General features: G+C 74.3%; 14 protein-coding genes. All 14 read right to left on the bottom strand.

What is annotated here, in order from left to right:
* Nucleotides 1-19: 19 nt before the first annotated feature.
* Nucleotides 20-976 (bottom strand): hypothetical protein, encoded by a 957-nt coding sequence (locus KM427_RS14280; protein ID WP_215524291.1) that lies wholly within the window; start codon nt 974-976, stop codon nt 20-22.
* The gene (locus tag KM427_RS14285; RefSeq protein WP_215524292.1) at nt 973-5343 is read right to left on the bottom strand and encodes a hypothetical protein; all 4371 of its coding nucleotides are present in this window, start codon (nt 5341-5343) and stop codon (nt 973-975) included. The genes KM427_RS14280 and KM427_RS14285 overlap by 4 nt, the downstream gene beginning before the upstream one ends.
* Nucleotides 5330-6952 (bottom strand): baseplate J/gp47 family protein, encoded by a 1623-nt coding sequence (locus KM427_RS14290; protein ID WP_215524293.1) that lies wholly within the window; start codon nt 6950-6952, stop codon nt 5330-5332. Before KM427_RS14290 ends, KM427_RS14285 begins: the two co-directional genes overlap by 14 nt.
* Nucleotides 6949-7467, bottom strand: a complete 519-nt coding sequence (locus KM427_RS14295; RefSeq protein WP_215524294.1) for a GPW/gp25 family protein — start codon at nt 7465-7467, stop codon at nt 6949-6951. The genes KM427_RS14290 and KM427_RS14295 overlap by 4 nt, the downstream gene beginning before the upstream one ends.
* 46 nt (nt 7468-7513) lie before the next feature.
* On the bottom strand, nt 7514-7837 hold the full coding sequence (locus KM427_RS14300; RefSeq protein ID WP_183594418.1) for a hypothetical protein: 324 nt from the start codon (nt 7835-7837) through the stop codon (nt 7514-7516).
* Between the two features lie 75 nt (nt 7838-7912).
* Nucleotides 7913-8716, bottom strand: a complete 804-nt coding sequence (locus KM427_RS14305; RefSeq protein ID WP_183594416.1) for a phage baseplate assembly protein V — start codon at nt 8714-8716, stop codon at nt 7913-7915.
* Complete coding sequence (locus KM427_RS14310; RefSeq protein ID WP_215524296.1) at nt 8713-9771, bottom strand: hypothetical protein; 1059 nt, start codon at nt 9769-9771, stop codon at nt 8713-8715. The genes KM427_RS14305 and KM427_RS14310 overlap by 4 nt, the downstream gene beginning before the upstream one ends.
* The gene (locus KM427_RS14315; RefSeq protein ID WP_215524297.1) at nt 9771-10667 is read right to left on the bottom strand and encodes a hypothetical protein; all 897 of its coding nucleotides are present in this window, start codon (nt 10665-10667) and stop codon (nt 9771-9773) included. The genes KM427_RS14310 and KM427_RS14315 overlap by 1 nt, the downstream gene beginning before the upstream one ends.
* A complete protein-coding gene (locus tag KM427_RS14320) occupies nt 10664-14719 on the bottom strand; it encodes a peptidoglycan-binding protein (protein WP_215524298.1) in 4056 nt (1351 codons plus the stop codon). The genes KM427_RS14315 and KM427_RS14320 overlap by 4 nt, the downstream gene beginning before the upstream one ends.
* A gap of 56 nt (nt 14720-14775) precedes the next feature.
* Nucleotides 14776-15192 (bottom strand): hypothetical protein, encoded by a 417-nt coding sequence (locus KM427_RS14325; RefSeq protein WP_183594410.1) that lies wholly within the window; start codon nt 15190-15192, stop codon nt 14776-14778.
* A 65-nt stretch (nt 15193-15257) separates the two neighbouring features.
* Entirely contained in the window at nt 15258-15791 is a 534-nt protein-coding gene (locus KM427_RS14330) for a hypothetical protein (RefSeq protein WP_246391247.1), read from the bottom strand.
* A gap of 10 nt (nt 15792-15801) precedes the next feature.
* Nucleotides 15802-17028 (bottom strand): hypothetical protein, encoded by a 1227-nt coding sequence (locus KM427_RS14335; RefSeq protein ID WP_215524299.1) that lies wholly within the window; start codon nt 17026-17028, stop codon nt 15802-15804.
* A complete protein-coding gene (locus KM427_RS14340; protein ID WP_183594404.1) occupies nt 17025-17483 on the bottom strand; it encodes a hypothetical protein in 459 nt (152 codons plus the stop codon). Before KM427_RS14340 ends, KM427_RS14335 begins: the two co-directional genes overlap by 4 nt.
* A gap of 10 nt (nt 17484-17493) precedes the next feature.
* Nucleotides 17494-18030 (bottom strand): hypothetical protein, encoded by a 537-nt coding sequence (locus KM427_RS14345; RefSeq protein ID WP_215524300.1) that lies wholly within the window; start codon nt 18028-18030, stop codon nt 17494-17496.
* Nucleotides 18031-18032 lie beyond the last annotated feature (2 nt).

An 18032-nucleotide genomic window follows, 5' to 3' on the forward strand; every position in this document is an offset into this window, starting at 1 on the left:
TCCGCCAACCGCCCTCTCCTCAGACCTTGAGCAGGATCATCAGCTTGAGCTCGTCCTCGAACTCCTCCTGACCGATGTACTCGACGGCGCCCGCGTCGGCCGCGTTGTGCACGGACTTCCCCAGGAACCGCACCGCGGTGCGGTTGTTGTCGAGATGCTCGACGAACGTGTTGGCCGGCCGCGGGAGGAGGGTGGGGTCGTCGCCCGAGCCGAGCGTCGCGCCCGTCGGGTAGTTCACCGACTTGAGCGGGCGGAACTGGAAGATCATGTCGTCCCAGTCGCCGTTCTGCTTGAGCTTGCGAACCGACTGCTGCTCCTTGCAGCAGCGCTCGAACCAGGGCGAGTAGCAGTACTGGTCGTCGTCGAAGCGGTCGTTGGGGTCGCCGAAGAACGCCTGCCAGAACTCGGTGACCAGGTCGTCGAGCGAGGTCGTGTCCGTGTACTGCACGTCGTAGCGGGTGAGCATGTCGGCGAACGGGATGCCCCGCTCGGGCCCGTCCGGCTCCTGGACGTCGACGGCCACGCGGGTGCCGGCGTCGTTGGTCACGCGGAGGCGGCGCTCCTCGGCGTTGTGCAGGTAGAAGGTCGCATACGCCAGGCGCGACTCGTCGTCCTCGCGGCAGACCACCTGGAAGTACTCCAGCCTGTAGAGGTCAACGAGCGGCATCGTGCCGAGGTCGTGCTCGATCACGGTGACCTCGCCGGCGTGCAGCACCTTGAACAGCTGCTGGTAGCCGGTCTGCCCGCGCAGGTCGTCGCGGACCCGCTTGACGATCTCGTCGGTGAGGGCGTCGAGGTCCTTGCCCTCGATCCTGGTGGCGTCGTCGGCGGCGGCGACGTGGGTGACGGAGTCCGCCGCCGCCTGAGCCGCTGCGCGGATGTCCTCCTGGATCTTCACCTGGACCGTGTTCCAGTCCTCGGCGGTGAGCAGGTCGCCAGGCGACCGCTCGACGTACGGCGCGGTGCTCTCGCTCATGGTGTTCCTTCCTCGTGCGGGCTGGGCCCGCCCTGACTGGTCGTGGGTCCGGCCACCCGGTCCCTGGTGACTGCTGCGCGGACTCCGGCGGCCTTGCCGGTCCCGACGCCGAGCGGGCGCGGGGCGAGGAGGTCGTCGGCGAGTGTGGGCAGCGGCGGTCCGAGCGCCACGCTGCGGGCGGACTCGAACCTGCTGCCGGTGAAGTGGATCTCCAGGTCGTAGATCGCGGGTCCGGCGAGTCGCGCCGACATGCTGATCCGGTTGCCCCATGCGCCGGGCGCCTTGGCCTCCAGGAGCAGGAAGCGCGACCCGAACCCGGGGTCGGAGAGGTAGAGCCGCGCGGGTCTCTCGGCGTTGCCGAGGGTGAACGGGACGAGCCGACGGAAGGGCAGCGTGACGGGCTCCCACCCGATCGGAACCTGCGGGACGGTCAGCGGCGCGACGACGACGAGGCGCGACTCGTGGTTGATGCGGTCGCGCAGGAAGTCGTCGTCGCTCGACGGCTCCGTGACGACGCCGGGGATGTGCTCGGGGTCGCCCGCGCCGAGCCGGGTCTCCCCCAGCCCCTCGCCGAAGCGGACGTCGAGCTCGCGCGGCAGGTTCACGACGAAGGAGCCGGCGGCGTGGGAGTCCCAGACGACCTCGAGCTGCGCCGTCGCGGGTCGCGCGCCCCCGGCCGAGAACACGGCGGACACGTCGGTGGGGGCGAACCGGCTGAGGTCGAGGACCGCCTCCTCCGTGCAGGGTCCCCCCGCGAAGTGATCGGTGTCGAACACGGCCTCGTCGAAGCGGGCGGCCCGGCACTCCGTGTAGCTCCACCGGGTGCGACCGCGACGGACGGTGAGCGGTGCGACCTCGCCGGAGGCGACGTGCACGTGCTCCGGAGCGACCGTGCGCGGCGTACCGAGCTCGGTGATGGTGGCGACGACGTCGCCCGCCGCGGTCGCCGCGACGACGAGCCGCTCCCCCGCGCTGACCGCGTCGCCGATCCGCACCGACCAGCCGACGTCGGGGTCCGCGAACCGCGGCCCGGCGACCCCGTGGGTGGTCGTGAGCGTGACGCGGCCGGTCACCGCCGCGGCGCCCACGTTGTGCAGCGCGACGAGGGCGCCGTTGCGGACCGCGGCCGAGGCTCGATCAGTGGTGGGCGGGTACTCCTGCAGCTCGAGGTGGCGGATGGTGACGACCTCGACGCGGCTGTCGACGCCGGCCGTGGGCGAGGTAAGCCGGAGCCGGTCCGCCGGGGTTCGGCTTGCGACGCCCGGCAGCACCGCGTCGATCGCGGCCACGACGTCGCCGAGCATGGTCTGCGCGGGTGCCGGACCGGCGACGTCGACGTCGACGGCCTCCCCGCCGTCGACCGCGAGCCGCAGCACCGAGCGGTCCGAGAGGTCCACCGCGCCGAGCAGGTCCACGTCGCCGTCGACCACGGCGGGGCCCGGCGCGAGGCCGTGAGCCGTGCGGGGCGCGCCGCCGAGGACCAGGTCCGCGGCGTCGCCCTCGTGGGCGATGCCGAGGACCAGATGGCTGTCGGGTCCGGCGGTCGGCGACGTGACCTGCACCGCGACCCCGCCCGGGATCGGCACGGTCACGGCCTCGGCGGCCGAGCCGGCGTTGACGGCGGCCGCGATCACGTTCGCGGGTACGGCGTCGCGGCCCTCCCCCGCGACCGCGGCGGTGAGGTCGACCACGACGGCCGGCGCCCCGTCGACGGCGAGGGACAGCAGGTGCGCGGTGCGGAGGTCGACCCCGGCCGCGAGGTCGACGACCCCGGTGATCCGCGCGGCCGTGGCCTCGCGCCCGGCGTAGGTGCGCGGCACGGAGACACCGAGCACCTCGGCGGACACGTCGGTGCCCGCGCTCGGTGGCTCCAGCACGAGCCGACTGCCGGAGCCGGTGGTCGGCGACGTGAGCAGCAGATGGGTGCCGTCGTGGCCGGCCACGGGTCCGCCGAGTGCGAGGTTGACCCGAGCGGCGACCTGGGTGAGCGAGTGTGACGCCGGGCCGCCGCCCTCACCGATCGGTACGTCGACCGGACCTGCCCCGTCCACGCCGATGCGCAGTGCCGCGTCGCCCGGCAGCGTGACACCCGCGGAGAGATCGACGGTGCCGGTGAGGAGCACGCCGGCGGGGCCGCGGCCGCGCACATCCTCGGGCACCAGGTCCGGCACCGTCCCGAGGACGGTCTCGCGCGCGTCCAGGGACCGCGACGGCTCGACGGCGACCGACGACGCCGCACCGGCCTCCAGGTCCTGGAAGGTCACGGCGTGCCCGTCGGAGAGCGCGACGGGCCGCCGGACCCCCGGCCGCTCGGCGGCGAACGCGTCGTCGACCCGGCCGGCGATCTCCTCCGGCGTCGTCGCGCGCGGCCGCGGCCCGGCAACGTCCACCTCGAGCGGCTCGGCAGCCCCGATGCGCACCCGCAGCCACCGGTGGGCGCTCAGGTCGGCGCCGCTCGCCAGGTCCGACGCCCCGGTCAGCCGGGCGCTCGTGGCCGCAGTGCCGTGGGCGGTGCGGGCCGTGAAGCCGAGCAGCGTGGTCGCGGCGTCGTCGGTCACGCGGGCGCGGGTGACGAACCGACGGTGCGACGTCTCGACGTACGGCAGCACGGCGAGGCCGCCGCCCTCGCCCTCGGTGGGCGAGACGAGTACCAGGTGCGCGCCGTCGTCGGAGGCGACCGGGTCGTCGTCGGGGCGTCCGAGCGCGGTGTTGATCGCGCGGGCAACCTCCTCGAGCGTGGCGTGGGTCGGGTCGGCGGCGTGCGAGCGCAGGTCGATGGCGACCGGTTCGGCGCCGTCTAGTGCCAGGACGAGGACGTGCCGGGCCGACAGGTCCACGCTGCCGGCCAGGTCGGGGCTCCCGGTGAGCGCGGCGGTGACGGGAGGTGCGCCCCGGCCGGCCCGCGGGCGCAGGCCCATGACCGCCTCGGCGGCGTCACCGGTGACCTCCTCGACGAGCAGCTGACCGGTCTCGCCCTCGGTCGAGGAGCGCAGCGTCACGCGGTCGCCGTCGTGCGAGGCGACGGTGGCGCCGAGCCCCTCGTTGACCGACGTGACGATCTCCTGGGGCAGGGTCGCGCCGGGGTCCAGGCCCGCGACGTCGACCGACACCGCCGGCTCCGCGTCGATGGCCAGCCGCAGCACCGAGTCGCTGCCCAGGTCGACGCCCAGTCCGATGCTCCGGTCGGACACCACCCGCGCGCTGAGCGCGGGCAGCCCGACCGCGGTGCGCGGCGCCTGCCCGAGCAGCAGGGTCGTCGCGGGCTGCGCGGCGGGGTCGAGCACGACGATCGACCCGGCGGGACCGAGCGTGGGCGAGGTCAGCGTGAGGAACCGTCCGTCGTCGGATGCGACCGCGACGCCGAAGGCGTCGTTGACGGCGTCGGTGACCTCGCCGAGGTCGACCGCGGCGGGGTCGCCCGCGAGCGCGGCACAGTCCACCTCGACCAGGCGGCTGCCGTCGACGGCGAGGCGCAGGTAGCGCGCGTCGGTGAGGTCGAGGGCGGTGGACAGGTCGGGCGTGCCGGTCAGCCGGGCCCGGGTGGCGGCGGTGCCCTGGTAGGTCCGCGGCCGGAGCCCGAGCACGAGGTCCGCCGCGTCGTTCTCGCCGTCGACGACCGCGACCTCGGAGCCGGGCCCCGCGGTCGGCGAGGTCAGCACCAGCCGGCCGTCGACGAGTGAGCCGACGCCGTCGGGGCCGAGGTCGCGGTCCAACGCGCCGAGGATCTGCTGCCCGGTCACCGACGAGGGGTCCGGGGCGCCGTCGGCGAGCTCGACCCGCTGCGGCGCGCCGCCGTCGAGCGCGACCCACAGCCAGGAGCGCCCGCTCAGGTCCACGCCGTCGCTCAGGTCGACCGTGCCGCGGACCCGCCCAGGGGCCGCCGCCGCTCCGGTGCGGACGGCCTTCGGCAGGCCGAGCACCAGGGTCGCGGCGTCGGCGCCGATCGACTGGGTCGTCGTCAGCAGCGGCTCGCCCCGCAGCTCGCGCTCCCACCAGGTGTCGAGCGCCGCCTCCTCCAGGTGCAGGCCGAGCGCCTCCGCGGTGGTCCGGAGCACGCCGAGCACGGTGGCGGTGCTGTCGAGCTGGCTGCGCACGTAGCGCAGGAGGTGCTCGCGGAACTCCTCGACGCTCTCGTCCGCACGCGGTTGCAGTCCGTAGAGCGCGGCGAACAGCGCGAGGTCGTGGATCTCGCGCTCGCCCGCGTCGGCGAACTGCACCCAGTGGGCGCGCATGACCGAGACCAGCGAGTTCTCGGCGGCCTGCAGCTCGCCGCCGTACGCGTCCACGAGCGCGCGCAGCGCGGACGGGTCGCCCCGCAGCCGGAAGGTGGGCGGCAGGTTCGCGAGGATTCGGTCAGCCTTCGGCACCACCGACCTCCGTCCCCACGTCGCCGGGCGTCATCGCCAGGGCGATCCACCAGGACTCGCCCGCGACCGTGGCGGACACCCGGAACTCGCCCGCCTCGATGTCGGCGTCGGAGGCCGGCTGCCCGGCCCGGCCCTCCGCGGTCGAGACCAGCAGCGACCGGTCCGGCACCCGGGCGCCGCTGGGCGCCGGGCTGCCCGCGGCGTCGACCGCGGCCGCGAGCGCCGCCCGCAGGACCGAGGTGTCCCCCGGGGTCGCGGGTGGCGGCGTCAGCACGGCTGCCTGCACGAGCGCGTCGAGCAGCGCGTCGTCGCCGTCGGCCCCGGTCAGGTCCGCGCGCGCGACGACCACGTCGACGATGGCCGTCGCGTCCAGCACGTCCGGCACCGCCTTGATCGCCGTGAGCATCGTGGCGCCGTCCGCCGGGTCGCCGCGCGTGAGACCGTCGACGTACGCCTGGAGCGCCGCCACGACGTCTCGCCGGACCTGCTCCTGGCCCGGGTCGGAGAGGTCCGCGGTGATGGTGGCGTGCACGCGCGGCGTGATGAACACGTAGCGCGCCACGAGCGTCGCGAGCACCCCGGCGGCACGCGTCTGGTGCACCTGGTCGACCAGGCTCGGCAGCCGCTCCGGCTCGGCGTCGACCACCACGGTCACCGTGCCGGGCTCGGCCCGGTTGGCCGGCGGACTGTTGGGGTCGAAGAACTCCACCGGCGTGCCCCTGCCCTCCCGGATCACGCGATCGAGCGCGGCGAGGGTCGCCTTGCCGAGGCCGCGGAGCACCGCCTGGGCGCGGGCGCGCAGCTCGTCGTCGGTCTCGTCGGCCGCCGCCCGCAGCGTCGGGTCCAGGTTGCTCACCCGCGCGATGCCCGCGACCGGCTGCGTCATCTCCGTGATGGTCCCGGCAGCCACCAGGCCGGGGTCGCCCGCGAACCCGACGTCGGCCCGCACCGGCACGTCGATGCGCACCTGGCCGCGCTGGAGCGTCCGCGGCTGCGTGGTGACGAACAGGACCGAGCCGGTCGTGGTCGCCAGCCCCGTGCCGGCCGCGATGGTGATGTTGCCGTCGAGACCCTCGGCCCGGAAGAAGGTCACGAGCCCCTCGGCGAACTCGGCGGTCTTGCGGGTGATGCCGAAGATCGCGACGACGTAGTCCAGGGACTGGCCGGTCGCGGTGTCCACGAACGCCGACAGGTAGGCGAGGTTGATCTGCTCGTAGACGGTCGCGACCTCGCGGCCGACCGCCTCGGTGAGGGTGCGCGTCACGCTGCCGACGTTGATGTCGCTCAGCGGCGAGCGACTGTCGACCCGGAAGTAGTCGACGTAGAACGCCGTGTCGTCGTCGGGCAGCGTGCCGTCGTCGAGCCAGATCACCACGTTGGTGGCCGCCCCGAACTCGAAGTCGATGTGCAGCAGGAACGTGCGCGGCTGCCCCCCGGCGGTGCCGGTGATGCCGCGGATGCCCGACGACGGCTCGGCGAGCGGGTACGTGAGGATCTTGAGGTCGAAGAGGATCTTCTCGTTGACCACGCCGCCGACGACCGACGTCAGGATGTCGTCGACCAGGTCGCCGTACGGGCGATGGACGAGTGTCACGGTGTCGACGTTCACGGCGTACCTCCCTCGAGCGGGACCGGGAAGACGAGGTTGAGCTCGGTGACCTCGTCGATCGCGACGATCGCCGCCCTGACCTCCACCCAGGTGGGACGGCGGCGGTCGGTCTCGACGGAGATCGACCGGACCTTCGCGACCCGCGGCTCGTCGAGGAGCGCCTGGAGCGCGAAGAGCTTGGCCCGGTTCCGGGTCGTCTCCGTGTTCGGCTCCCCGACGAGCTCGTGCAGCCGGCTGCCGTAGGTCGGGTGGCCCAGGTGTGCGAGCTCGCCCACCTGGGTGAGGAATCGCAGGATGAGGGCCTGCATGAGGTCCGCGACGCCCTCCACGCGCTGGAGGTCCTGCGGCGACGCGTCCGGAGCACCGGGCAGCACGGCCTGCGGGCGCGGCGCCGTGAACAGGTCGCTGCCGCGCTCGCGCTGCTCCGCGGTGAAGAGGTCGCCGAGCAGACGCAGGTCGTTCCCGAAGAGGGCGTCGCGGAGGGCGCCGGCCGATCCGATCGCCGGGGTGCTCATCGCTCTCTCCTTCCGGATCCGGAGGTGGTGGACCGACGGCGCGGCGTCACGGCGGCCACTGGTCCGTCACGCAGGTCGCGGCCGGCGGGCCGAGGATCATCAGCACGCCCGGTGGCGACGGGATCAGGTCGCCCATCCGGACCAGGGACCTGCCGGTCACCCGTACCCCGGCCGACCCGAGCGGCCCGATGACCAGGGGGTAGGTCACGCCCGAGAGCGAGTTGACCATGAGGCAGATCGAGCCCGAGGTGGCCAGGGGCATGACGTCGGCGAACACGAACGGCGGCAGGACGGCGATGATCGTGCCGGTGTCCGGTGGCCCGGCTGCGCCGGGCATCACCATCACGTTGCAGCCGATGCTGACGGGCATCCCTGGCACGGTCGCTCCCTCCGGTCGTGTGGGTGGTGTCGGCCCGGATCTCGGCCCGGGCGCGGATCGAGGTGGTCATGGCGAGAAGAAGGTCATGCCCTTGACGGACACCTGGGCTCCCTGCACGGTCGCGCCGGCGCTCCCCTGCAGCGTTGCGGTCAGCGACCCCTTGACGGTGGCGGTCGTCCCGGCCGACGCGGTGAGGCTCGTCCCGGCCTTGATCGACACCGACGTGCCGGCCTCGATGGCCAGCGCCTGCGCGGCCTTGAACGTGACGGACCGCGCGGACTCGACGGTCACGTCCCCGTCCTGGTCCAGGACCATCGACGACGAGCCGGACCGCACGGTGACCTTGCCGCCGCTGCTGCCGGCCTGGTCGAGCACCATCTCGGTGCTGCCCGCCGTCACGGTGACGACGCCGTCGACGATCCGCACCGTGATCTTGGGTGGCATCTGGATGACGAGCTCGCGGGGCGGGTCGTCGTCCTGGTGGTTGCGGATCGCCGCGAGCACGCTCTTGTCGTCGGGCTCCGCGAGCGGCAGCCGGAAGACCGTCTCGTCGGTCGTGGACAGCGGTGGGCGGTCCCGGTCGTCGTACAGGCGGCCGAGCACGACCGGCGCGTTGACGTCGCCGTGGTCGAAGCCGACGAGCACGAGGTCGCCGACGTTCGGGATCGCCACCGTCCCGACGTGCCCGGTGGCGACGGGGACCCGCTTGAGGGCCAGTCCGCTGTTCTTGAGCGTGACGTCGACGCCGTAGTTGTCGTCGTCGCTCGCGTCCGAGTGCGGGTGGACGTCCGCGACGACGCCGAGCTCGGTGACGCGCACCGCGGCGAGCTCGTGCCGGACGATGGCGGCGATGGTGTCGACGAGGGTCATGGGGTGCCTCCCGTGGGCAGGCCGGCCCCGATCCCGGCGGCGGGTCCGGCGAGCCCGCGGAGGGTCACGTCGGTGAGCAGGCCGTCGGTCTTGGTGATGCGGTGCTGGACGCCGCGGACCTGGTAGTTGCCGTCGAGACGGTCGACGGCGGCCTTCGCGGGGAACCGCTCGAGCCGCAGCAGGTCGCCGAGCTTGACCTGCGGGCGCCCCTGGAGCCGCACCCGCACCCGCAGCGACGAGGCCACGAGCGCGTCGGCGATCCCCCGCGCCGCGGCCTGCGCCACCTGTGCGGACCGGGCGACCGGGCGCTCGACCAGGAGCGTGGGCGCGCCGCTCCCGGCGCTCCCCCGCCGCGGCGTGAAGTCCTGGGTGAGCCAGGCCCACGACTCGTCCCCGCGCGACGATCCGGGGCTCTCTCCGAAGACCACCACGGTCCCCGCTCGCGGGCGCGCCCGCCACTGCTCGGCGCCCAGCACGTGCTCGCCGTACTTCACGGTGTGCACGTCCCGGCTGCCGGTGAACGGCTCGAAGACGAGCGCCCCCGCGGGCGTGACGTAGGTGTCGAAACCGGACAGGCAGGCCAGGTCTCGGACGTGCCGCAGCCCGTTGCGCCGGCCGTCGACGACGTACGCCGGGAGCGACGGTCCGTCCTCGGCGCGGTCCACGTCGACGCCGGCCTCCTGCGCGAGCGTCCGCACGATCTCGCCCGCAGTCGTGTCCTCGAACGTGCGGTCGACGAAGGTGCGCAGCAGCGCGTCCGCGGTCGAGTGCCCGACGATGCGCTCGGTGCGGATCCCGGGGCCGGCGGTCACCACCGTGCCCGTGAGCACGCGGACCAGCCCGTCGTCCTCGTCGGCGTACCCGAGGTCGACCGACACGTCGTCGCCGGGCTGCGCACGCAGGCCGCCGACCTGGCCCTGCACGAGCGTCACCGAGTCCACGGGCGTGTCCATGTCGAGGCGGACCGTGAGCTCGACCGCGGTGCTCGCCCTCGGCTCGGCGGTCGTGTCGACGACGTGGTCGCCGATCGTGATCCGGTACCCGGGGCGCAGCATCAGGACCCCTCCCGCAGCCAGGCCGAGAGCGCGGGGCTCGACGTCGCGGGATCGGCCGGGTCGGCGACCTCGGCGGCGAGCACGTCGCGCAGGTGCTCGTCGTCGGCGAAGACCGCCGCCGGGGTGAGCGGCTCCGGGGCCGGCGCGCCCACGAGGTTCGGCAGGTACGTCGACAGCAGGTGCTCACGCAGCTCGCCGAGTCGCGGGTCGAGCGCGGCGGCCGCCATCGCGCGGGCCAGCGCCGCGCGTCGCTCGGCGGGGAACGCCGAGGAGAAGGTCGCGTCCTCGTAGGCGCACACCAGGTACTGCTCCTGCGCGTCGGCGCGCGTCCCACCGTCGGTCGCGACGTCCATCAGCCGGCCGAAGCGCGCCGCGTCGGCCACCACGGCCTCGCGCACGGCGACCCAGACGTAGCGGGCGAACACCGGGCCGGCCTCCCCGCGGCGCCGCCAGGCCTCGTCGAGCAGCCGGTCGACGGTCGGGCTGCGCCGCTGCACCGCCTGGGCGAGATGCACGTCGTCGAGCCTCGGCCCGTCCGGCACCAACTGCGTGCAGTGCTCGTCGGTCAGGGCCACGGCGAGGTCCGCCGACCCGGCGTCGCAGAACGCGACCAGGACGACGCCCGGCTCGAGCGGCACGGCCGACCAGATGCCGAACCAGCCGCCCGGCACCCGCGTGCCGGACGACGTACGCACCTCGATGTCGACGTCCGCGGTCTCGCCGACCGGCGTCAGCGAGCGGCCCTTGACCACCTCGACGACCCGCACGGTCACCGTGCCGCGACGCACCACCCGAGACCCGTCGTCCTCCGTGTCGCCCAGTCGGACGTCGACGACCTCCACCGCGACGACGAGGCCGGCGTCGAGGAGCTCCGAGGTCACGGTCCAGTCCGTCATGCGCGTGCGTCCCTCGCGATCTGGTCGGTCGAGGCCGGGAACCGGACCTCCACGGGTGTGGTGGACGCGGCGACGGCGGGCGACGTCGTGACCCGCCCCGAGATCGTCGTGGTGGGCGCGGTGACGACGGCGATGGCACCGGTGGCGGGCGTGACGGTCCACTGCCCGCCCTGCGTCCAGGCGAGCTGCAGCACGACGCCGTAGACCCGGTCCGCCGGGTCGCCGGTCGCGCCGCTCACCGCGGTGCGGTTCGTCCAGATGCCCAGCGTCGAGGAGAACGTGAGCCCGAACCGGAAGCTGCGCAGGGTCGCCGCCGCGAACCCGGGATGGGTGGGGCCCTCGCCGTCGCCGGGGCTGTCGACCGACTCGACGATCCAGCGCTCCCCGAGGGCCTGGTTGGTCCGGGTGCGGATCCGGCTCCGGGTGAGGGTCGCGCTGTCGCCGCCGATCCCGACCGTGCCGGCGCCGCGCCCGGAGTCGAGCAGCGGCGGCGCGATGAGCGCCGGTGCGGGGTCGCCGGGCAGGAAGACCGGGCTCGCCGGCGTACCTCCGGTGGCGGCGCCGGTGTTGGACGCGAACACCGCCGGGTCGGAGTGCACGGTGCCGGCGGCGTCCTGGAAGGTGCCGACGACGTTCTCGACCGCGGTCTCGTTGTTGATCCAGCCACCGAAGAACTGGTTGATGACGCGCCGCCCGTCCGCGCCGCCGGTGACGATGTCGACCTGCGCGTTCATGTGGATCGCGGCGGTCGCCGGGGCGGCGATGTTGAACGAGCCCGAGGTGACGGTGATGCCGCCGACGCCGTTCGGGGTCACGGTGAAGTTCGTCGACCGCGCGACCGACGAGTCGAGGAAGAGCGTCGCGCGGCCACACACCACCGGCAGCACGATGGCGGGCTCGCGATCGGCGCCCGCGTCGAAGGCGCCGTTGCCGTTGCCGTCCACGAAGGCGCGCACGTGGAACGTGCCGACGGCGTCCGCGACCATCGTCGCGGCGAGCGGGTTGCCGGCGTCCGGGGTCACGGTCGGCACGGGGTTCGCGGACAGCGCGACCACGCCCGGCGCGTCGTCGCCGCCGCTCGCCACCGCGATGCCGGTCGCGCGCAGCGCCTGCCATCGCACCGGTACGCCGGCGGGCCGGACCTGCACGGTGAGGGCGACGGGCGAGCCGGCGGCGACCGAGCCCTCGACCAGCGGCAGCGGCGGGTTCACGGTCGGGTCGGTGTCGAAGGCGGACGCCGGTGGCACCGGTCCGGCGGCGACGGTCAGCGCGTGCGCCGCGACCGGCGAGTTGCCGAGTCGTGCGGTCCGAGCCGGCGTCGCCGGGACCGTGGCGACGAGGTCGCTGAGCAGCACGACGGTGAGGTTCACGTGGTCGCCATCGGGCTCGACGCCGTCGATCCCGAGCTGCACGGTCGCGTCGCGCAGCGCGCCGCTCGCCGTCACCCCCTCGACCCAGAACGAGGTCCCGGTGGCCGGGATGCCCGTGGTGGGCAGGTTCACCGGCGTGCCGAGCGGAGCCTGTCCCGCGGCGGCGACCTCGTCGGCGGCGCCGAAGAGCCGGGTGCGCGCGCCGACGGGCGCGAGCACCAGGATGCCGGTGAAGGCGGCGGGGGCCGCCTGCCGCACGGTCAGCATCGCGCGGCCGGCGTGGTTGCCGGCGTCCTGCACCTGGACGAACCGGCCGGGGTCGATCTTCTGCGCATCGCTGAGCGGGGTGGGGGCCGCGCCCGCGGCTGTCCGGCTCGCGTGCAGGTCGAGGAAGAGCTCGACCGACGTGAGCCGGTGGGTCGTGGACAGCCCCGGCGTCCCGTTGACGGTGAGCGCGAGCGTCAGCGTGACGTCGTTCGGCGCCGCGCTCGCCGTACGCCCCTCGGCGAACAGGGTGACCCCCGCGGCGAGCCGGGCGGCGTCGAAGACGTTGTCGACGCCGTCGAAGGTGAGCTCGGTGCCGCCCGCCGCGGCGTCGAAGAACCGGACCGCGTCGCTCGACCGGGTGAAGGTGCCGGTCCCGGTGAAGGCCGTGGTGGAGCGCAGCACTACCTGCCGGCGCGCCGGGTTCGTGTGCGGCTTCCGCACGACGACGACGTCGGGTCCCGTGACGGCGGGCCGCACCGACGCGACCGCCCGGTCGACGATCACGACGTCCGCCGGCGCCGACCCGTCCAGCCGGAAGCAGGTGGCGTTGCCCGTGACCTCGGCCAGCGTCTGCGTGCGCGTGCGCACCAGGAACGGCCCGTCCACCGAAACGACGTACGTGCCGGGCCCCTTCTGCGGGACCGGCCCCGGGAACGTGAAGGACCCGTCGGATGCGGACCGGCTCGCGATCGGGGTGCCGGCGCGCTCCGCTCCGGTCACGGCGACCTCGCCGCCGAGGTACTCGCCGTCCGGAGCCATGAGCACGTAGGAGCCGGAGGCGAACGGGCTGCCGTCCTCGAAGGTGATCCTCCCCGCGACCGGGAAGGTGCCGGACTCCGCCGGCTTGCGGCACCAGGGCCGGTTCGCCGGGGCGGGGCCGCCGGCACCGGGTGGGTTGGTGGGGCACGGGTCCGGCCACGGCACCACGAAGCAGTCGACGGCGGTGGCCGTCCCGTCGTCGAGGCACCAGCCGCCGCCACCGGCTCCGTCGGGGGTCTGGTCCAGGGTCACCGGCCGCGGCACCTGGCAGGGCATCGTGTGCTCCTTGACGAACATGAGCTCGCAGCGGCGGTTCGGCCGCCACGCGGTCTCGCGCCCGTCGACCGGGTCCTGCTCGCCGCAGCCGAGCCAGCGCAGCGCGCCCGAGTCGCAGCCGGAGGCGTTCTTGTTCTCGAAGAGACGGGCCGGCGGGAGGTCCACGGCGTCGTGCGCCAGGTACTCGTCGATGAGCACCGGCCAGGTCGCGTCGCCGACCACGCCGTCGTCGGCCAGGCCGTGGTCGCGCTGGAACTGGCGGATCGCGGCGTCGGTGAGCTCCGGGTCCTTGCCCACGTTGCCCTGGAACCGGCCCAGGTCCTGCAGCATGAGCTGGATCTCGCGGGTGCCCCACGTGTCCTTGACGGTGGCGATCGTGCCGGTCGGCCTGGCCTGGCGCAGGCCGTTCCACTCGGCCACGGACCGGGCGCGGTCGCTGCCGGCGGTGAGCATCGCGAACGTCGCGCGGCCGCGGCGCTCCGAGAGCGCCTGGTTGTACTCGTCGGACCCGACCTTGTCGGTGTGTCCGACCACCAGCAGCTGCTCGTCCGGGTGCTCCTGGGCGTACTGCTGCACCTGCTGCAGCACGTGCCGCTCGCACGGCTCGACGAACGCCTTGTCGAAGTGGAAGGTGACGACGAAGACGGTGCCGATCTTCGAGCCGCGCCGCAACACGATCGTGACGTGGGCCTCCTCGCCCTCGCGGACCGTCACCGGCTCGGAGCCCGTGAGCGTCTCGTGCTGGCCGGTCGGTGTCTTGTCGTCGTCGACGAGGGCGGTCGCGGTGAACTGACCCGCGGGGAACGGATCCTCGAACCAGGTGTCGGGGCGGATCCGGTTGGTCAGCTGCTTGCGGAAGCCCGGGTCGCCCTCGTCGGTCCTCCCCGCCACGGTCACCTGCACGCGGTCCATGTCGAACGCCGGGTCGCCCTCGACCACGACCGTCACGGTCAAGCGGCCCTGGTCGACCTTCGGCGGTGGGGGCGGCGGGATGATCACGGGCGTGACCTCGATCGGCTCGGCCTCGGTCAGCTCGCGCAGCGTGAGGAAGTACTCGTACGCGCTCGGTCGGCCGGCGAGCTCGCGCACGTCCATGCGCTCGATCAGCACCCGGTCGATCAGGGTCGCCTGCGTGATGTCGGAGACGAACGCCACCGGGTCGCCCGCGTAGAACGCGTCGCGCAGGTCGGCGAGGCCGTCCGCCACGTCGGGCCGCGTGAGCACGCCGGTGAGCGACACCCGTGCGCCGCGGCGGCCGAGGTCCTGCAGGAAGTCGCCCTCGAGCACGGGCACGGGGTGGCGCACGAGGAGCTGGTCCTCGTCGGTCTCCACGACCTGCACCTGCTCCAGCTCGAGGTCGCCCAGCATCGGACGCACCATGCGCGCTCACCCCCTTCCTGCGGTCCGTGCCCTGCCCGTCGGGTGCCTCGCGCCGGTCAGGGCTTCAGCGAGACGAGGTGCGCCTTCACCGCGTCGATCAGGTCGAGGAGCTCCTGCTTGACGGCGTCCACCGACGGCAGGCCGCTGACCACGTCGGAGATGTCGCCGATCGCGCCGATGCTCGAGGACTCGTTCGGCAGCAGCTTCTTGGCCGCCTCCAGGAGCGCCGGGATCTTGCCGGTGAACTCCGCCACCTCGCCCAGGCCGGGGATCGCCCCGACGTCGAGGTTCTGGATCTCGGTCTTCAGCTTGTCGAGCAGACCGGCGAGCTCGTCGAGGAGCTCGGTGACCTGCGGCACGAGCGACGCGATCGCCTGGATCGCGGGCTTGATCGTCGGCACGTTGTCGTCCAGGAAGCTCTTGAAGTCGCTGAGGACCTCCTTGAGCTCTTCGAACAGGCTCTGGTCCGCCATCGGTCTCTCCCCTCTCGGTCCTGTCCTGTCGTGGTGCGGGGGTCCGCGGTTCGTGCGCCGCGCGGTCACGGACCTCCCGACCCGTTGGCCTCCTGCAGGCGGCCGAGCAGGCCGCTGAGCGGCTCGACGAACCGCTCCAGCCCGGTCGCGAACAGGTCGGCGATGTCGAGGCCGTCGAGCAGCCCGCCCAGCAGGTCCGTCGCGTCGCCGAGGATGTCGGCGTCGAGCGCCGCCGTGGAGGCGGGCTCGACCGGCTCGATGAACTCGCGCAGCGCGATCGCGTACGCGTAGCGGTCCGGCCGCCCCGCGAGCTGCCGGACCTGGACGTCGTCGATGAGCACCTGCTCGATGACCGTGTCCGCCGTGATGTCGGCGACGAAAGCGACCGGCTGGCCGGTGCGCAGGTCGTCCTTGAGCCTCTCCACGAGGTCGAGCGCGCTCGGGTCCGAGGCGATGCCGGCGACGGTGACGCCCGTCGGGGCCCGGCCCAGGTTCTGCAGCATCGACCCGTCCTTGCCGGGCGCCTTGTGCTCCGCGACCGCGCGCAGGTCCGCCGTCGTCAGGTCCTGCACCTGCGGCAGCTCGGTCCCCGCGAGCATCGGGCGCACCTCACACCTCGATCCCGTGTCGGCGGGCGGCATCGTCGAGGATGCGGGTCATCACGAGCTCGAGGTCGGGCTCGTTCAGCCCGACGGCGGTCGTGGCGGCGCGGACATCGGGGGTGACCGGCGCGGTGCCGGTCCACGGCAGCCCGCGGGCGGCCTCGGTGTCGTCCGACAACGGTCCACCGCCCAGCCTGGGCGGCGGCGCCGGCGGCTCGGCGTACCGGGCGAGCGCGCGCAGTCCCTGCACGTCCGTGGGTGGGTCGGCGGCCGGGGTCGACGGCGTCCGGTCGGGAGCTGCCGGTGCGTCGGTGCGTGCACGCGGGGCGCGGACCGAGTCGGCGCGGTCGGCGGTCGACGGTGCTCGGTGGCCACCACCCGGCGGCTCGGCGGGCCGGCGTCGCCGGCCGCGCGGCGCCTCGACGGGCGTGTCCGCGGCACGCTCGCGCGCCGTGCCGAGGGCGTGGTCCGCGGCGCCCGGAGTGGCGAGCGTCCGCAGGTCGGCCGCCAGGAGGTGGGTGGCCGGGCCGGTCGCGCGCACCCGCGCCCGCCCGAGCCTCAGCAGGTCGTCGGGACCACTCGCCCCGACCCGGCTCGCGAGCCGCGACGCGAGGCTCGCGGCGAGGTCCGCAGACGGGTGCACCGGCGCGACGGCCTGCGCCGGCCGGCTCGGCCCGGTGCGTGGGGCGGGCCACGGCGTACGACGTCCGGCGTCGGCCGCACCGGGGCTGCGTCCCGGTGCGCACGCGTCGAGGTCGGGTCCCGCGAGCGCTCGCAGCCGGGCCACCGGCACGGACGGGCTCCGGGGCACCGACGGCGCCGGCCCCGGGTCGAGCCGCTCGGCTGGGCGCGGCGCGCATCCCGGGGGCGAGACCGGGTCGGGCGCCTCGACCGGTCGTGGGCGGGGCCGGGTGCCCGCCGGGCAGTCGTCCGCGTGGGGTCCGGTGAGGTCACGCGCGACCGCCTCCACACGGCGGTGGCTCCGGTGTTCGGCGGCGGCGTCGGGCACGGGTCGCTCCGTCCGCTCGACGACCTCCGCCAGCGCACCACCCAGCAGCGGCGTCGCGGTGATCCGGGGCGCGGGCGACACCGTCGCGCACGCCGCCTCCAGGGCGGTGTCGATCCGGTGCACGTCGCGCGTGACCCGCACGACGTCCCTGCACCACTGCGCGGCGCTGCCGCCGCCGAGCGTCACCATGCCCGAGCGGTGCTCGCGTGCCGGTCTCGTGGTCATGCGACCTCCGCGGCCCGCCCGGCCATCTCGAGGTACATCAGGATCTGTCCGATCGTCATGCCGGTGACGTCCTCCGCCGTCCAGCCGAACTCGTCGGCGAGCACGAAGCACGCCTTCGCGAGCGGCGCCTGGACGAGCTCGGCCAGCCGGTCGCGGGGCGTGTCGATGCCGCTCAGCTCGTTGATCGTGTCGACGAGGAACCGGGCGAGGCCCGCGGGCAGCCGCCCGGCCTGGTCCGCGGTGAGCGGGGGCTCGACCAGCGCGCGCGAGATCATCAGGACCGCCGCGAGCTCGCGGTCGTCCTTCGCCGCGTGGGCGACGAGCTGCACGTCGCGGACCGTGAGCGGGCGGAGCGTGACGGTGCCGGGGTCGCCGGCTCCCACCAGACCGGCCGGCACGTCGACGACGTGGGTCAGCGAGCTGCCGGCGAGCAGGTCCTCGGCGGTGAGGGGCATGGCACCGGCCTCACTGCTGGTCGGCGAACACGACGTTGCCGGCGTTGTCCGCGCCGACGTCGAGGACACCGATGGTCAGTGCCCGGAAGCACAGGTTCTCGATGACGAACTCGTCCTCGGGGACCGTGACCCGCCAGTTCTCGAACTTGACGCCCCCGATCGTCAGCGACAGCGCCTCCTCCGGGCGCGCGGGGTCGGCGAAGCCCATCGAGATCTCGAACGTCGGCTGGACGTACGGCTCGGCGACGGCCGTGAACGACGCGCCGCGGCCCATCAGCAGGAACAGCAGGGCGCCGTTGATGTAGGCCCGCTGGGCGCTGCCGTGGATCGCGATGTCGCCCGGGCTGAGCGACACCGGGTGCCGGCGACCGACCTCGTAGAACTCCTTGAGGGCGGTGTCGACGGTGACCCGGACCTCCGTCAGGCGGCCGACGGTCTGCAGTGCGTAGCCGTCGAGCGCGGCCTTCGCGTCCGCACCCTCGGGGGAGTCCGCGGTCGCCAGGGAGAGCTGGGCGTTCTTGCCCGTGTACACCTCTGTGAGAGCCATGG

The sequence above is a fragment of the Nocardioides sp. LMS-CY genome, from assembly GCF_018732145.1.
Taxonomy (GTDB): domain Bacteria; phylum Actinomycetota; class Actinomycetes; order Propionibacteriales; family Nocardioidaceae; genus Nocardioides; species Nocardioides soli.

Bases quoted from the DNA above. Each gene is read 5' to 3' on its own strand.
- KM427_RS14280 (WP_215524291.1), bottom strand. From the start codon at position 976: ATGAGCGAGAGCACCGCGCCGTACGTCGAGCGGTCGCCTGGCGACCTG.
- KM427_RS14295 (WP_215524294.1), bottom strand. From the start codon at position 7,467: ATGAGCACCCCGGCGATCGGATCGGCCGGCGCCCTCCGCGACGCCCTC.
- KM427_RS14300 (WP_183594418.1), bottom strand. From the start codon at position 7,837: ATGCCCGTCAGCATCGGCTGCAACGTGATGGTGATGCCCGGCGCAGCC.
- KM427_RS14305 (WP_183594416.1), bottom strand. From the start codon at position 8,716: ATGACCCTCGTCGACACCATCGCCGCCATCGTCCGGCACGAGCTCGCC.
- KM427_RS14310 (WP_215524296.1), bottom strand. From the start codon at position 9,771: ATGCTGCGCCCCGGGTACCGGATCACGATCGGCGACCACGTCGTCGAC.
- KM427_RS14315 (WP_215524297.1), bottom strand. From the start codon at position 10,667: ATGACGGACTGGACCGTGACCTCGGAGCTCCTCGACGCCGGCCTCGTC.
- KM427_RS14320 (WP_215524298.1), bottom strand. From the start codon at position 14,719: ATGGTGCGTCCGATGCTGGGCGACCTCGAGCTGGAGCAGGTGCAGGTC.
- KM427_RS14325 (WP_183594410.1), bottom strand. From the start codon at position 15,192: ATGGCGGACCAGAGCCTGTTCGAAGAGCTCAAGGAGGTCCTCAGCGAC.
- KM427_RS14330 (WP_246391247.1), bottom strand. From the start codon at position 15,791: ATGCTCGCGGGGACCGAGCTGCCGCAGGTGCAGGACCTGACGACGGCG.
- KM427_RS14335 (WP_215524299.1), bottom strand. From the start codon at position 17,028: ATGACCACGAGACCGGCACGCGAGCACCGCTCGGGCATGGTGACGCTC.
- KM427_RS14340 (WP_183594404.1), bottom strand. From the start codon at position 17,483: ATGCCCCTCACCGCCGAGGACCTGCTCGCCGGCAGCTCGCTGACCCAC.
- KM427_RS14345 (WP_215524300.1), bottom strand. From the start codon at position 18,030: ATGGCTCTCACAGAGGTGTACACGGGCAAGAACGCCCAGCTCTCCCTG.